This is a genomic window from Ancylobacter polymorphus, assembly GCF_022836935.1.
Classification (GTDB): domain Bacteria; phylum Pseudomonadota; class Alphaproteobacteria; order Rhizobiales; family Xanthobacteraceae; genus Ancylobacter; species Ancylobacter polymorphus_A.
In genome coordinates, this window is record NZ_CP083239.1 from 3,058,128 (window position 1) to 3,071,297 (window position 13,170).

Sequence of the window (13,170 nt, forward strand, 5' to 3'; positions counted from 1 at the left end):
CCGCCCGATCAACCCCCTTGGGAGCACGGACTTGGAAAAGAAGGACCTGGAACGCGTCCAGACCTATATGCGGCGCCTGTTCACCAACACCCAGCTGCGCGTCGTCGCGCGTCCGAAGAAGAAGGATTCGGCCGAGGTCTATCTCGGCGACGAGTTCATCGGCGTCCTGTTCGAGGACAAGGAAGACGGCGAGCTTTCCTATAATTTCCAGATGGCCATTCTCGACACCGATCTCGAGGACTGAGGGCGATGCCGGTCTACGCGCTCGACGGTGTGGCGCCGGAACTCCCGGCGCTCGGCCGCTACTGGATCGCCCCCACCGCCGAACTGATCGGCAATATCGTGGTGGGCGACGAGGCGAGCGTGTGGTTCGGCTCGGTCATTCGCGGCGACAATGAGCCGATCACGCTCGGCGCCCGGGTGAACATTCAGGAACTGTGCGTGCTGCACACCGATCCCGGCTTCCCCATGACCATCGGTGAAGACTGCACCATCGGCCACAAGGCGATGCTGCATGGCTGCACGATCTGCGCCAACAGCCTGATCGGCATGGGGGCGACGATCCTCAACGGCGCGAAGATCGGCCGCAACTGTCTGGTGGGCGCGGGCGCGCTCATCACCGAGGGCAAGGAATATCCCGACAATTCGCTCATCGTCGGGGCGCCGGGCAAGGTGATCCGCAGCCTCGACGAGGCGATGGAGAAGCGCATCCACGGCACCGCCGCGCATTATGTGCGCAACTGGCGGCGCTTCGCCGAAGGGCTGAAGCGGGTGGATTGAGAGCGCTTCGCGATCGGGGACGCCCTATGGACGCGATCCGCACCGAACGTCTGATCCTGCGGAACTTCCGCGCCGAGGATGCGCCGGACCTGCTGGCCTATCTGCGCGAACCGGGCGCCAGCTGCTTTCTCTCGCTCAAGCTGGACGATCTCGCGGCCGCCGAGGCCGAGGCGACGGAGCGCGCTGGCAATGACGAGCATATCGCCGTCTGTCTGGCCGCGACCGGCCGGGTGATCGGCGACGTGTTCGCCATGCCGGAGCCGCCCGACAATTATTCCGTCGGCTGGAACTTCAATGCGGCGTTCTCCGGGGCTGGCTTCGCTACCGAGGCGGCGCGGGCGCTGTTCGACTATCTGTTCACGGTGAAACAGGCGCGGCGGCTCTATGCCTATGTCGAGGAGGACAATTCCTCCTCGCGACGCTTGTGCGAACGGCTCGGCATGCGCGCGGAAGGGCTGTTCCGGGAGTTCATCTCCTTCCGGCAGGATGAGCGCGGCAAGCCCGTCTATGAGAACACAATGCAATACGCCCTACTGCGCCGGGAGTGGGAGGCGGCCGGCTAGTTGCGGCCGACCGAAAGCGGCGCCAGCACGTCGCCGAGCGAGACCCAGCTGTCGGTGTTCTGCTGCGCCTGGCGCTTGACGAAGCGATAGCCGGTTTCGTGCCAGAGCAGGATCGCCGCTTCCTGATTGTCGAGCACGAGGTCGCCGCGATCCGTCACCACGGTGAGAACCGCGTGGCCGTCGCCCTTGTGGTCGCGGACCACGGTGACCAGCAGCGTGTCCGCCGGCCAGCCGAGTTCGACCAGCGTGCGGCGCTTGAGCAGGACATAATCCTCGCAATCGCCGAAGCCGTCGTCCGGATAGGTCCAGCGTTCGATCTCGCCGTAATGTTCGAGATCGGTCAGCGGCTGGATGCGGCCATTGATCTCGTCATTGACCTTGCGCAGCTGGGCGAAATTGGCCTCCGTCAACGCCACCTTGCCGCCGGTGCTGCCGGCCGAGCCGCAATCGGCGGGGTGCTCGGTGCAGAACTGGAAATAGCCCATCGGCACGCTGGTCTGCGCGCCGGGCGCCATGTTGGCGGCGAAGCTGGAGAGCATCGCCACCGTCTTCTCCGCCTGTGCGGGCTCGGCGGGCGTCAGCACCGCCGCAAAGGCAGCCGCAACAACCGCCTGACCCGCCGCGAGAAGGGCCCGTTCGAGCCTCTTTTTCATCGCGTACCTCATCCCTGTCACTGGATGAGAGCTTAGCGCGAAGGATTTTATACGCGTCTAAGCGATGGCGACGATTCATCACTACGACGGATAGAGAACGTTAATAGGTTTTTTATTGGCGTTAACCAAAGCAATAGGCAAACTGTTCATCACGCCGCTTAAGCCGGCGGAAACGGGTTTCGGCCCGGTGCGGCGCGGTGCGACCTTGCCGCCATGCGGCGGGACGCCTATGTGAACGGTGTGCTTGAACCGCCCCGCCTTGCCGCCCACAGACGCGAACCGCTTCTCAACGTGCCGCCGGTGATTACCGTGCTGGCGGCGGCGATGCTGCTCATCCAGCTGGTGCGCGACTGGGTGGATGTGGAGACGGGCATCGAGATTCTGGCGCTCTTCGCCTTCATTCCCGCCCGTTACGATCCCTCCGTTCTCGCCGAGGGTGTGCTGCCGGGCGGCGCGGCGGCGGATGCGTGGACCTTCATCACCTATGCCTTCCTGCATGGCGGCTGGGCCCATGTCGGGCTGAATCTCCTCTGGATGCTGGCCTTCGGCACGCCGGTGGCGCGGCGTTTCGGCGTGCTGCGCTTCCTGCTGTTCTTCGCCTTCACGGCGGCGGCGGGGGCGGGGCTGCATCTCGTCACCCATGAGGGCGAACTGGTGCCGATGATCGGCGCTTCGGCGGCGGTGTCCGGCTTCATGGCGGCGGCGCTGCGCTTCATGTTCGCCGATGGCGGGCAGGTGTGGCGGCCGGGCGTCGCGGAGCAGGCCGTCCATGCGCCGGCGCCGCCGCTGATGGACGTGATGCGCGACCGGCGGGTGATCGGCTTCGTTGCCGTGTGGTTCGTCATCAACCTCGCCTTCGGCCTCGGCGAACCCGCCGGACTGGTCGATGGCAGCATCGCCTGGCAGGCGCATATGGGCGGCTTCCTCGCCGGTTTGCTGGCGTTCCCGCTGTTCGACCCCATCCGCCGCCGTCCCGGCAGCGACAGCTATTCCCGCACCTCCCGCTTCTAAGTCGCCGAACTGTTTGCGGCCGCGCCCCTTGCCTGCCGGAAGGTTAAGGCGGATCATTCCGCCATGGCTCGCCCCGATGTGGGGAAGAAGCCGAACAAGGCGGGCGGTGAATGGAGCGCGTTCCAGCCGTCCCGCATTCCGGGAAGGAGGCTTGCATGACGGTTCGGACGATTCTTGAGGAAAAGGGCTTCGATGTTCAGACGATCGCCCCCGAGGCGACGCTGCGCGAGGCGACGGAGCTTCTGGCGGCCAAGCGCATCGGCGCCATCGTGGTGACGGACCCCGAGCGGCGGGTCGTCGGCATTCTTTCGGAGCGCGACGTGGTGCGCGTGATCGGCCTCGACGGGCCCGGCCGGCTCGACGACACGGTCGGCTCGGTGATGACTTCGCGCGTCGTCACCTGTGAGGGCAATGAGACGGTTCACCAGATCATGGAGCACATGACCGCCGGCCGCTTCCGCCATCTGCCGGTGGTGCAGGGTGGCAAGCTGATCGGCATCATCTCCATCGGCGACGTGGTCAAGCACCGCCTGGCCGAAATGGAGCGCGAGAGCCACGCCATGCGGGAATACATCCTCTCGGCGTGATCGCAGCTGTGTAACTGCGTCATCCCGGACGGCCGCAGGTCGGTCCGGGATCGCGTGCACACGGGGAGCGGTCCCGGCTTTGCGCCTTCGCCGCCGGCCGGGATGACGGCGAAGCAAACGGCCGGAAGCTGGCGCCGCTAGAAGCGCGGCGTGTCGGTCTTCTTCGTCAGCCCATAGACCTTGGCCGGGTCGAACAGCGGGCCGTCATCATTGACGGCGAGCGTCAATTCGGGCGTCGGCGCCGCGCCCAGCGGCACGGAGCGGAAGAAGCAGGAGCGATGCCCGGTGTGACAGGCCGCGCCGGGCACGCCGGGGCCGAGCGGGGGCATGCGCACGCGCAGGACCACCGCGTCCTGGTCGCAATCGACCCGCAACTCGACCAACTGCTGGAGGTGGCCGCTTTCCTCACCCTTCTTCCACAGCCGCCCGCGCGAGCGGCTGAAATAATGCGCCACGCCGGTCTCGATGGTCAGGGCCAGCGCCTGCGCGTTCATATGCGCGACCATGAGCACGGTGCCGTCATCGGCATCGACGGTCACGGCGGTGAGCAGGCCATCGGCGTCGAATTTCGGGGAGAGGCGTTCGCCCTCCTCGATCTCGGCCTTGCTGCCGCGGGGGGCGAAGGAAATCTCGGTCATCGAAGCCTGTGCGGAGGCGACGCCCCTACGGACGCAGGCCGCGCAGCAGGCTCATGAAGCGAACCTGCTCCTGCGGATCGTCGCGGAAAACGCCGGTGAACTGGGTGGTGACGGTGGATGCGCCCTGTTTGCGCACGCCGCGCATGGCCATGCACATATGCTCGGCCTCGACCAGCACGGCGACGCCGCGCGGCTTCAGGATCTCGTCCATCGCGGTGATGATCTGCGAGGTCAGGTGCTCCTGCGTCTGCAGGCGGCGCGCGTAGATATCGACGATGCGCGCGATCTTGGAGAGGCCCACCACACGCTCCACCGGGAAATAGGCGATATGCGCCTTGCCGACGAAAGGCACCATGTGGTGCTCGCAGTGCGAATGGAACTCGATATCGCGCACCATCACCATGTCGTCGAAATTGCCGATCTCGCCGAAGGTGCGGTCGAGAATGGCCTCCGGCCCGACACGGTAGCCGCTGTAGAGTTCCTCATAGGCGCGCACCACGCGCTTGGGGGTGTCGAGCAGGCCCTCGCGGGTCGGGTCGTCGCCGGCCCAGGCGATGAGGGTGCGTACGGCGGCCTCGGCCTCCTCACGGGAGGGGCGGCGCTCGGTGGACGCCTCCTTCTCGCTCTGGGCGCTGCGCATCAGTGTTTCAAGCACGGCATCCATGACGAACTCCGTTCGACGACGCATTATGATCCGCAGCCCGACTGCTTCGGTCAAATCCGTCCTACGTGCCAATACCCGCCACGGATCAGCATCATACCGACCATAGCCGCCTGGCGCGCCTGCCGAAAGACAGATCGCGTCCGCTGCTTTCGCAGGGGGGCGACCGCTCCTATATAAGCCACGCAGGGCTGGCCGCAATCGGGCGGACGCGGCCTGTGCGGGGATCACCGCCCGTCGTGCAGGGATCGAGCCTTATGCTGAACGACGTCTATAACCGCCGGATACTGGAACTCGCCGCCGATATACCACGGCTGGGACGCCTCGCGGCGCCTGATGCGACGGCAACGGCGCATTCCAAGCTTTGCGGTTCCACCGTCACCGTCGATCTCGCGCTGCGTGACGGCGTGGTGGCCGACTTCGCCCATGAGGTGCGCGCCTGCGCGCTTGGGCAGGCCTCGTCCTCCGTCATGGGCGCGCTCATCGTCGGCTCCACGCCGGACGAGCTGCGCGCCGTGCGCGAGGCGATGCGGCGGATGCTGAAAGAGAACGGCGCGCCGCCGGAAGGCCGCTGGGCAGAGCTGAAGGTGCTGGCGCCGGTGCGCGACTACAAGGCGCGCCACGCCTCAACGCTGCTCACCTTCGACGCGGTTGTCGACGCGCTCGACCAGATCGCGGCGCGCGCGGCGCAGGCGGCGGAGTAGGGCCGCGGCTCAGCGCTCGGTGAAGAAGGTGAACAGCACCTCGTCCTTCGGGCCGGTGAGGCAGAGGAAGCGGTTGGCGGTGTCGGAGCGGTCGCGTTGGATATAGGCCTCGCCCATGATCACGCCCTTGACGGCGGTGGTGCCGAGCGTGCTCTCGGATTCGGCGATGGTGAGGCCGTCCACGTCGATATAGATGTCCTCGATCGAGGGCGAGCGCTGCTTCAGCTTCGCCAGCGCATCGGCCTTGCAGGCGGCGACGCGCTGCATGTCCGGGTCCACCTCCGGCGAATTGGCAGCAGACGGCTCCGGCTGCGTGCCGCCGGCCGGGCCGGGGGGCACATGCGTCTCCGCCGGCGGCTGCTGCGCGAAGGCGGGGGCGGCCAGGGTAAGGCCGGCTGCCAGCGCCGCCATCGTCCAGAATCGGGTGTCCGTCATCATCTGCTCCCGGGCTGCCGACCGGCCTGCGCGCCGGCGTGTCACGGGGGCAACGCGGCGGAGTCCCGCCGGTTCCCGGTTAGGGGCGGGCGATGACGGCGCCGAAGTCGCAGGCGAGTGTCGCAGCCTTGGCGGCGCGGCTGCCGCGGCTGATGCTGCGGGCGCCGATCCTCGTCTACCGCTACAGCTTCTCCGCCTTCATGGGCCGGCAGTGCCGCTATCTCCCCACCTGCTCGGAATTCGCCGAGGAGGCGATCGACCGCCATGGCGCCTGGGCGGGCGGTTGGATGGCGGCGGGGCGCATCTGTCGCTGCCATCCCTGGGGTGGATCGGGCTTCGAGCCGGTGCCGGCCGAATTGCCGCGTGAGGGCGCGTGGTATATGCCGTGGCGCTACGCGCGGACCCCGCAGCCGCCGGGCGCGCGCGATACGTGACCTCAGAAGAGCCTACCTGCGTGGTTCGCAGGAGTGGGCAGGAGCCGATACCATGTCCGATATCCACCTCACCTTTCCCGATGGCGCCGTCCGAGCCTATGCCTCCGGCACCACCGGCACCGAGGTCGCCGCCTCCATCGCCAAGTCGCTGGCCAAGAAATCGCTGGCGATGAAGCTCGACGGGGTGCTGACCGACCTTTCCGACCCCATTTCTGCGGATGCCAGGTTCGAACTCGTCACCCGCGAGAGCCCGGAAGCGCTGGAACTCATCCGCCACGATGCCGCCCATGTGCTGGCCGAGGCGGTGCAGGCGCTGTGGCCGGGCACGCAGGTGACCATCGGCCCGGTGATCGAGAACGGCTTCTATTACGACTTCTTCCGCAACGAGCCCTTCACCCCGGACGATTTCGCCGCCATCGAGAAGAAGATGCGCGAGATCATCGCCCGCGACGCGCCCTTCACCAAGGAAGTGTGGGACCGCGAGACGACCAAGGCCGTGTTCAAGGAGAAGGGCGAGGCGTTCAAGGTCGAACTGGTGGACGCCATCCCCGCCGACCAGACGATCAAGATCTACAAGCAGGGCGAGTGGTTCGACCTCTGCCGCGGCCCGCACATGCCGAGCGTCGGCAAGGTGGGCGACGCCTTCAAGCTGATGAAGGTGGCCGGTGCCTATTGGCGCGGCGACGCCAACAACCCGATGCTGACCCGCATCTACGGCACGGCGTGGCGGACCAAGGAAGAACTCGACGCCTATATCCTCCAGCTGGAGGAAGCGGAGAAGCGCGACCACCGCCGCCTCGGCCGGGAGATGGACCTGTTCCACTTCCAGGAGGAGGGGCCGGGCGTCGTATTCTGGCACCCGAAGGGCTGGAACCTGTTCCAGAACCTCGTCTCCTATATGCGTCGCCGCCTCGCCGCCGACTATAGCGAGGTCAACGCGCCGCAGGTGCTCGACAAGTCGCTGTGGGAGACCTCCGGCCATTGGGGCTGGTACAAGGACAACATGTTCAAGGTGCAGCCGGCCGGCGACACCGAGGATAATGACCGCGTCTACGCGCTCAAGCCGATGAACTGCCCCGGCCATGTGCAGATCTTCAAGCACGGGCTGAAGAGCTATCGCGACCTGCCCATGCGCCTCGCCGAATTCGGCGCCGTGCACCGCTACGAGCCGTCGGGCGCCCTGCACGGGCTGATGCGCGTGCGCGGCTTCACCCAGGACGACGCCCACATCTTCTGCACCGAGGAGCAGATGGCGGCGGAGTGCCTGAAGATCAACGAACTGATCCTCTCCACCTATGCCGATTTCGGCTTCGAGGAGATCGTGGTCAAGCTCTCCACCCGGCCGGAAAAGCGCGTCGGCTCGGACGCGGTGTGGGACCACGCCGAAGAGGTGATGGGCCGCGTGCTCACCCAGATCGAGGCGGAGTCCGGCGGCAAGATCAAGACCGGCATCCTGCCGGGCGAGGGCGCGTTCTACGGCCCGAAATTCGAGTACACGCTGCGCGACGCGATCGGCCGCGAATGGCAGTGCGGCACGACGCAGGTCGATTTCAACCTGCCGGAGCGCTTCGGCGCGTTCTATGTCGATGCCGATGGCTCGAAGAAGACGCCGGTCATGATCCACCGCGCCATTTGCGGCTCGATGGAGCGCTTCACCGGCATCCTCATCGAGCACCATGCCGGCCATTTCCCGCTCTGGCTGGCGCCGGTGCAGGCGGTGGTGGCGACCATCACCTCCGAGGGCGACGACTATGCCCGCGAGATCGTCGCGGCGGCGAAGAAGAAGGGGCTGCGGGTCGAGCTCGACCTGCGCAATGAGAAGATCAACTACAAGGTGCGCGAGCACTCGCTGGCCAAGGTTCCAGCGCTGGTGGTCGTCGGGCGCAAGGAAGCCGCCGAGCGCACCGTCTCCATCCGCCGGCTCGGCTCGCCGAACCAGACCACGCTGACTCTCGACGAGGCGCTGGCGAGCCTGGTGGCCGAAGCGAGCCCGCCGGACCTGGAGCGGGACTGAGGGCTGGCGCCTTCGAGAGCCGTCATCCCGGACGGCCGCAGGCCGATCCGGGATGGCGACGAGATGGAGAGCGATCCCGGCTCTCGCTGGGCTCGGCCGGGATGACGGCGCTTCAGCATGACGGACGGCGGGCACGAGTCGCCCCGCCGTCCGTTTACTTGTCCGGCGTTTCCGCCGGCCGCACCGGCGGTGGCAGCGGCGGGGGCGGGTAGGGCTCGGTGTCGCGCCGCAGGCTGGGATTGGCGGTGGCGCCGGGCACGTTGAGCCGGCGCTGCTGCGGCGTCCAATAGGACGGGCCCTGCATGAGGTTCTGACTGTTGGGCCGGACCGAATCGCGTCGCTGGGGCATGTAGGGGCTCGGCTGTGAGGTGACCTGGGCCAGAGCGGGACCGGCCAAAAGCGCCAGTGCCGCTGTGAGAACGCCCGCTCGGAATATCTTCATCGCTGTCTGTGGCGCCTCCCTCATCCCTATCTAGGGTGTGAAAGCGTCCCGCGCCACGGCATCCTGCACGCCGTTCGCAGGCGCACCGCCTTGCTGCCATACCCCAATACGGGTGCCGCTACGTGAGGCTGGGAACATGCAGCTTTTGTTGCCGGGCGGAAGCTTCGGCGGCGTTGCTAAGCCCTGTCATTGTGTGGATAGTCCGCGGGCCCGCATCCGGGCGCAGTCGAGAAGCAGTCGGTGGAAGCGGGATCATGACGGACCAGAACGCGGCGATTCTGGTGGTCGACGATGTTGCCGAGAACCGCGACCTGCTGCTGCGCCGCCTGAAGCGGCTCGGCTTTTCCCATATCGACGAGGCCGCCAACGGCATCGAGGCGCTCGCCGCTATCGACCAGAAGCCCTACGACCTCGTTCTGCTCGACATCATGATGCCGGAGCTGGACGGCTTCGGCGTGCTCGACCGGCTGCGCGCCGACGGGCGGATCAACGATCTGCCGGTCATCGTCGTCTCCGCCCTCAACGAGATCGAGCCTGTGGTGCGCTGCATCGAGCTGGGCGCCGACGATTTCATCTTCAAGCCTTTCAATCCGACACTGCTGCGCGCCCGCGTGCTCGCCACGCTGGAAAAGAAGGCGCTGCGCGACCGCACCCGCGACGAGCTGAAGCGCAAGCAGGCCGAACTCATCGAAGCGCGCACCCTGCAGCTGGCTCTGGTGCCGCCGCCCTTCGCTGGCGTCTTTGCCGGGCGGAACCTCACCATCGACGTGCTGCTGGAGCCGGCCAAGGAGGTGGGCGGCGATCTCGTCGACTATTTCCCCGTTGGCGACGACCGGATCGTGGCGATCATCGGCGATGTCTCCGACAAGGGGGCCGGCGCGGCACTGATGATGGCGCGCACCCATTCCATGTTCCGTTCGCTCGGCACACGGCCGGACGCGGCCGAACTCTTCGCCGATCCGGCGCGGGCGGCGGGGCTGGTGAACGACGCGCTGGCGCGGGGCAATGTTTCCTGCATGTTCGTGACGCTGCTGCTGGCGGTGGTCGACGTATCGGCGGGCATGTTGACCTATGTGCGGGCCGGTCATGTGCCGCCCTATCTGCGAGGTTGCGACGGCACGGTCAGCCGGCTGACCGCCGCCGGCGGGCCGGCACTCGGCGTGATGGAGGAGTTCCCCTATAGCGCCGCCACCGTGCCGCTCGGCGCGGGGGAGCGGCTGATGGTGGTGACGGACGGGCTGACCGAGGCGCATGACCATGCCGGCGACCTCTATGGCGAGGAGCGGGTGGGCGCTTTCCTCGCCGCGCTCGGCGAGGAGGCGGCGCCACTGCCGCGCCTGGCGGCGGCGGTGCGGGCCTTCGAGGCCGGGCTGCCGGCCTTTGACGATATGGCGGCGCTGCTGCTGACGCTGGATGCGCCGGCAACTAGTTGAGGGGGCAAGGGACGGGATGACCGAGGACGAGTGGGTAAGCGAAGCGACGCTCTTGCGCGCGACGCTGGAGAACATGGCGCAAGGTGTCGCCATGTACGACGCCAAGCACCGGCTGGTGACCTGGAATCAGCTGTTCGTCGATTATCTCAACATGCCGGAGGAATTCCTCGGCACCGAGCACACCTTTTCCGACTATATCCGCTATCTCGGCGCGCGCGGCGAGTTCGGGGATGTGGACATAGAGGTCGCGCTCGCCCAGCGCCTCGCGCAGCTGGAAACGCCGCACCGCTTCGAGCGTACCCGCCCCGACGGCACCATTCTGGAGGTGCGGCGCGATCCCGTGCCGGGCGGCGGCTTCATTGCCATCTATACCGACATCACCGAGCGCAAGCTGGCGGAAATGAAGCTGCGCGAGGATGAGGAGCAGCTGCGCGCCATCGACGCGGCGGCGCCGATCGGGCTCGTCATCATGGACGTGGCCGAGCGCGTGGTGCGCCATTGCAATGGCTGCCTCGGCCGGCTGATCGGCCGCGAGGCCGAGACGCTGGTCGGGCTCCCCTTGCGCGAACTGTTCGCCGATCCGGCGCGGGGGCGGGAGCTGGAGGACATCCTCGCCACGCCGACCAGCGAGCGGCAGGAATTCAACCTGCCGCATGCGGACGGCTCCACCATCTCCACGATGGTTTCGCATGAGCGGCTGGACTTCCGCGGCAAGCCGGCGGTGATCGCCACCTTCGTCGATATCAGCGACCGGGTGCGCATGGAACAGCAGCTGCGCGAGGCCAAGGAGGCGGCGGAATCCGCCAGCCAGGTCAAATCGGCGTTTCTGGCCAATATGAGCCACGAACTGCGCACGCCGCTCAACGCCATTATCGGCTACAGCGAAATCCTCTCCGAGGACGCCGCCGATGCCGGCGACAGCGCCATGGTCGCCGATCTCGACAAGATCCAGGCGGCGGGCAAGCATCTGCTCGGCCTGATCAACGACATTCTCGATCTCTCCAAGATCGAGGCCGGGCGCATGGATGTCTATCTGGAACAGGTGTTCCTGACCCGCATGGTCGAGGAGGTGAAGACCATTGTCGGGCCGATGATGCAGAAGAACGGCAATAGCTTCGTCATCGACTGCCCCGTGGATATCGGCTCGCTGCGCACCGATGTCACCAAGCTCAAGCAGAGCCTTATCAACCTGCTCAGCAACGCCGCCAAATTCACCAAGGAGGGCACGGTGACGCTGGCCATCGCCCGCGACCGCATGCCCGATGGCAGCGAGGCGGTGCGTTTCGATGTCCGCGACAGCGGCATCGGCATGAGCGAGGAGCAGATGGGCCGGCTGTTCCAGGCCTTCACCCAGGCGGATTCCTCCACCACGCGCAATTTTGGCGGCACCGGGCTCGGGCTCACCATCACCAAGCACTTCGCGGCCATGCTCGGCGGCACCATCGCGGTGGCGAGCGAGCCGGGCAAGGGTTCGACCTTCACCATCGAGCTGCCGGTCGAGGCGCATCTGGTGGGCGCGCTCGGCGATGAGGACGAGATCGTCGATCCCGGCGCGCCGACGACGCCGGGAGCGATCACCGTGCTGGTGGTCGATGACGACCCGGCGGTGCATGACGTGCTCACCGCCACGCTCGGCAAGGAAGGCTATGTGCTGCGCCACGCCCGCGACGGGGTGGAGGCGCTCAACATCATGCGCAAGGAGCCTCCCGATATCGTCACGCTCGACGTGATGATGCCGAAGATCGACGGCTGGTCGGTGCTCGGCATCATGAAATCGGAGCCGGCGCTGGCGCATATCCCGGTCATCATGCTCACCATCGTCGACGACCGGAATCTCGGCTATTCGCTCGGCGCCTCGGAATACATGACCAAGCCGATCGACCGGCAGCGGCTGGTCGCGCTGGTGCATAAATTCGCCCCCGGCAATGAGGACGGCGTGGTGCTGGTGGTCGATGACGACGCCGAGGTGCGCGCGATCATGCGGACCACCATCGAGGGCGCCGGCCTGCCGGTGGCCGAGGCCGCCAATGGCGAAGAGGCGCTGGAATGGCTCCGCGCGCACCCGCTTCCCGCGCTCGTGCTGCTCGACCTGATGATGCCCAGGATGGACGGCTTCGCCTTCCTCACCCATGTGCGGGCCGAGCCGGCCTATGGCGAACTGCCCATCGTCGTGCTCACGGCCAAGGAACTCACCGAGGATGAGCGCGAGTTCCTGGCCCGCAACACGCTGCTGATCCTGAACAAGGGCGCGCAGCCGATCGGCTCGCTCGGCGCGGCGCTCGGCACGATCGCCAGCCACGGCCATTGAGAGGGTGCGATGACGAAGATTCTCCTCGTCGAGGACAATGAGATGAACCGCGACATGCTCTCGCGGCGTCTCGCCCGCAATGGCTTCGAAGTGTTGATCGCGGTCAACGGCCAGGAGGGGGTGGACATCGCCCTTGCCGAGAAGCCGGCGCTGATCCTGATGGATATGAGCCTGCCGGTGCTCGACGGCTGGGAGGCGACGCGGCAGGTGAAGGCGCATCCCGAGACGGCCTCCATTCCGGTCATCGCCCTCACCGCCCACGCCATGGCGTCGGACCGCGAGCAGGCCATGGCGGCGGGCTGCGACGACTTCGACACTAAGCCGGTGGAACTGCCGCGCCTGCTGGAGAAGATCCGCAGCCGGCTCGGCCTGCCGGGCTGAGGGGGATCGGTGTCGTCACCGTTCTGTCATGCGAAGCTTTCATAACGGCCTGCGCCTTGCATTCCTGCCGTCACTTGGCGGCGAAAGAAATGCTCTTCGTGCGCCCATCCAATAATCAACGGACGA

General features: G+C 66.8%; 16 protein-coding genes. 11 read left to right on the forward strand and 5 right to left on the reverse strand.

Going from position 1 to position 13,170, the window contains the following annotated elements; translation table 11 throughout:
- Positions 1-31: 31 nt before the first annotated feature.
- The 3 genes from K9D25_RS14405 to K9D25_RS14415 are packed head-to-tail and all read left to right on the forward strand — an operon-like array spanning position 32 to position 1,343.
- On the forward strand, positions 32-244 hold the full coding sequence (locus K9D25_RS14405; protein WP_018391302.1) for a DUF3126 family protein: 213 nt from the start codon (positions 32-34) through the stop codon (positions 242-244).
- Between the two features lie 5 nt (positions 245-249).
- The gene (locus K9D25_RS14410) at positions 250-780 is read left to right on the forward strand and encodes a gamma carbonic anhydrase family protein (protein ID WP_244376262.1); all 531 of its coding nucleotides are present in this window, start codon (positions 250-252) and stop codon (positions 778-780) included.
- Between the two features lie 26 nt (positions 781-806).
- Positions 807-1,343, forward strand: a complete 537-nt coding sequence (locus tag K9D25_RS14415; protein WP_244376264.1) for a GNAT family N-acetyltransferase — start codon at positions 807-809, stop codon at positions 1,341-1,343.
- Here the strand turns inward: K9D25_RS14415 and K9D25_RS14420 are convergent.
- Positions 1,340-1,996: a transglutaminase-like cysteine peptidase gene (locus tag K9D25_RS14420; RefSeq protein WP_244376266.1), complete on the reverse strand. Its 657-nt coding sequence runs from the start codon at positions 1,994-1,996 to the stop codon at positions 1,340-1,342. The genes K9D25_RS14415 and K9D25_RS14420 overlap by 4 nt on opposite strands.
- 213 nt (positions 1,997-2,209) lie before the next feature.
- Between K9D25_RS14420 and K9D25_RS14425 the strand changes: the two genes are divergently transcribed.
- On the forward strand, positions 2,210-3,007 hold the full coding sequence (locus K9D25_RS14425) for a rhomboid family intramembrane serine protease (protein WP_432207882.1): 798 nt from the start codon (positions 2,210-2,212) through the stop codon (positions 3,005-3,007).
- A gap of 155 nt (positions 3,008-3,162) precedes the next feature.
- A complete protein-coding gene (locus K9D25_RS14430; RefSeq protein ID WP_244376270.1) occupies positions 3,163-3,594 on the forward strand; it encodes a CBS domain-containing protein in 432 nt (143 codons plus the stop codon).
- A gap of 137 nt (positions 3,595-3,731) precedes the next feature.
- Here K9D25_RS14430 and hisI read toward each other — a convergent pair whose 3' ends face one another.
- Positions 3,732-4,232 (reverse strand): phosphoribosyl-AMP cyclohydrolase, encoded by a 501-nt coding sequence (gene hisI / locus K9D25_RS14435; RefSeq protein WP_244376271.1) that lies wholly within the window; start codon positions 4,230-4,232, stop codon positions 3,732-3,734.
- 25 nt (positions 4,233-4,257) lie between these two features.
- The gene (gene folE, locus K9D25_RS14440; RefSeq protein ID WP_244376273.1) at positions 4,258-4,896 is read right to left on the reverse strand and encodes a GTP cyclohydrolase I FolE; all 639 of its coding nucleotides are present in this window, start codon (positions 4,894-4,896) and stop codon (positions 4,258-4,260) included.
- Positions 4,897-5,150: 254 nt separating this feature from the next.
- Between folE and K9D25_RS14445 the strand changes: the two genes are divergently transcribed.
- Positions 5,151-5,597, forward strand: a complete 447-nt coding sequence (locus tag K9D25_RS14445) for an iron-sulfur cluster assembly scaffold protein (RefSeq protein ID WP_244376275.1) — start codon at positions 5,151-5,153, stop codon at positions 5,595-5,597.
- A 9-nt stretch (positions 5,598-5,606) separates the two neighbouring features.
- Here K9D25_RS14445 and K9D25_RS14450 read toward each other — a convergent pair whose 3' ends face one another.
- A complete protein-coding gene (locus tag K9D25_RS14450) occupies positions 5,607-6,032 on the reverse strand; it encodes a hypothetical protein (RefSeq protein ID WP_244376277.1) in 426 nt (141 codons plus the stop codon).
- A 92-nt stretch (positions 6,033-6,124) separates the two neighbouring features.
- Between K9D25_RS14450 and yidD the strand changes: the two genes are divergently transcribed.
- Both yidD and thrS read left to right on the forward strand, forming a co-directional pair.
- Positions 6,125-6,466: a membrane protein insertion efficiency factor YidD gene (gene yidD / locus K9D25_RS14455; protein WP_432207883.1), complete on the forward strand. Its 342-nt coding sequence runs from the start codon at positions 6,125-6,127 to the stop codon at positions 6,464-6,466.
- Between the two features lie 52 nt (positions 6,467-6,518).
- A complete protein-coding gene (gene thrS, locus K9D25_RS14460) occupies positions 6,519-8,480 on the forward strand; it encodes a threonine--tRNA ligase (protein WP_244376279.1) in 1,962 nt (653 codons plus the stop codon).
- Positions 8,481-8,634: 154 nt separating this feature from the next.
- Here thrS and K9D25_RS14465 read toward each other — a convergent pair whose 3' ends face one another.
- The gene (locus tag K9D25_RS14465; RefSeq protein ID WP_244376281.1) at positions 8,635-8,829 is read right to left on the reverse strand and encodes a hypothetical protein; all 195 of its coding nucleotides are present in this window, start codon (positions 8,827-8,829) and stop codon (positions 8,635-8,637) included.
- 347 nt (positions 8,830-9,176) lie between these two features.
- Between K9D25_RS14465 and K9D25_RS14470 the strand changes: the two genes are divergently transcribed.
- The 3 genes from K9D25_RS14470 to K9D25_RS14480 are packed head-to-tail and all read left to right on the forward strand — an operon-like array spanning position 9,177 to position 13,044.
- Positions 9,177-10,355 (forward strand): PP2C family protein-serine/threonine phosphatase, encoded by a 1,179-nt coding sequence (locus K9D25_RS14470; protein WP_244376283.1) that lies wholly within the window; start codon positions 9,177-9,179, stop codon positions 10,353-10,355.
- Between the two features lie 16 nt (positions 10,356-10,371).
- Positions 10,372-12,663, forward strand: coding sequence for a response regulator (locus tag K9D25_RS14475; protein WP_244376285.1), 2,292 nt, complete (start codon positions 10,372-10,374; stop codon positions 12,661-12,663).
- A gap of 9 nt (positions 12,664-12,672) precedes the next feature.
- Entirely contained in the window at positions 12,673-13,044 is a 372-nt protein-coding gene (locus tag K9D25_RS14480) for a response regulator (RefSeq protein ID WP_244376287.1), read from the forward strand.
- Positions 13,045-13,170 lie beyond the last annotated feature (126 nt).

Bases quoted from the DNA above. Each gene is read 5' to 3' on its own strand.
- K9D25_RS14475 (WP_244376285.1), top strand. From the start codon at position 10,372: ATGACCGAGGACGAGTGGGTAAGCGAAGCGACGCTCTTGCGCGCGACG.
- K9D25_RS14415 (WP_244376264.1), top strand. From the start codon at position 807: ATGGACGCGATCCGCACCGAACGTCTGATCCTGCGGAACTTCCGCGCC.
- thrS (WP_244376279.1), top strand. From the start codon at position 6,519: ATGTCCGATATCCACCTCACCTTTCCCGATGGCGCCGTCCGAGCCTAT.
- yidD (WP_432207883.1), top strand. From the start codon at position 6,125: ATGACGGCGCCGAAGTCGCAGGCGAGTGTCGCAGCCTTGGCGGCGCGG.
- K9D25_RS14450 (WP_244376277.1), bottom strand. From the start codon at position 6,032: ATGACGGACACCCGATTCTGGACGATGGCGGCGCTGGCAGCCGGCCTT.
- K9D25_RS14430 (WP_244376270.1), top strand. From the start codon at position 3,163: ATGACGGTTCGGACGATTCTTGAGGAAAAGGGCTTCGATGTTCAGACG.
- K9D25_RS14465 (WP_244376281.1), bottom strand. From the start codon at position 8,829: ATGCCCCAGCGACGCGATTCGGTCCGGCCCAACAGTCAGAACCTCATG.
- K9D25_RS14410 (WP_244376262.1), top strand. From the start codon at position 250: ATGCCGGTCTACGCGCTCGACGGTGTGGCGCCGGAACTCCCGGCGCTC.
- K9D25_RS14420 (WP_244376266.1), bottom strand. From the start codon at position 1,996: ATGAAAAAGAGGCTCGAACGGGCCCTTCTCGCGGCGGGTCAGGCGGTT.
- K9D25_RS14470 (WP_244376283.1), top strand. From the start codon at position 9,177: ATGACGGACCAGAACGCGGCGATTCTGGTGGTCGACGATGTTGCCGAG.
- hisI (WP_244376271.1), bottom strand. From the start codon at position 4,232: ATGACCGAGATTTCCTTCGCCCCCCGCGGCAGCAAGGCCGAGATCGAG.
- folE (WP_244376273.1), bottom strand. From the start codon at position 4,896: ATGGATGCCGTGCTTGAAACACTGATGCGCAGCGCCCAGAGCGAGAAG.
- K9D25_RS14480 (WP_244376287.1), top strand. From the start codon at position 12,673: ATGACGAAGATTCTCCTCGTCGAGGACAATGAGATGAACCGCGACATG.
- K9D25_RS14445 (WP_244376275.1), top strand. From the start codon at position 5,151: ATGCTGAACGACGTCTATAACCGCCGGATACTGGAACTCGCCGCCGAT.
- K9D25_RS14425 (WP_432207882.1), top strand. From the start codon at position 2,210: ATGCGGCGGGACGCCTATGTGAACGGTGTGCTTGAACCGCCCCGCCTT.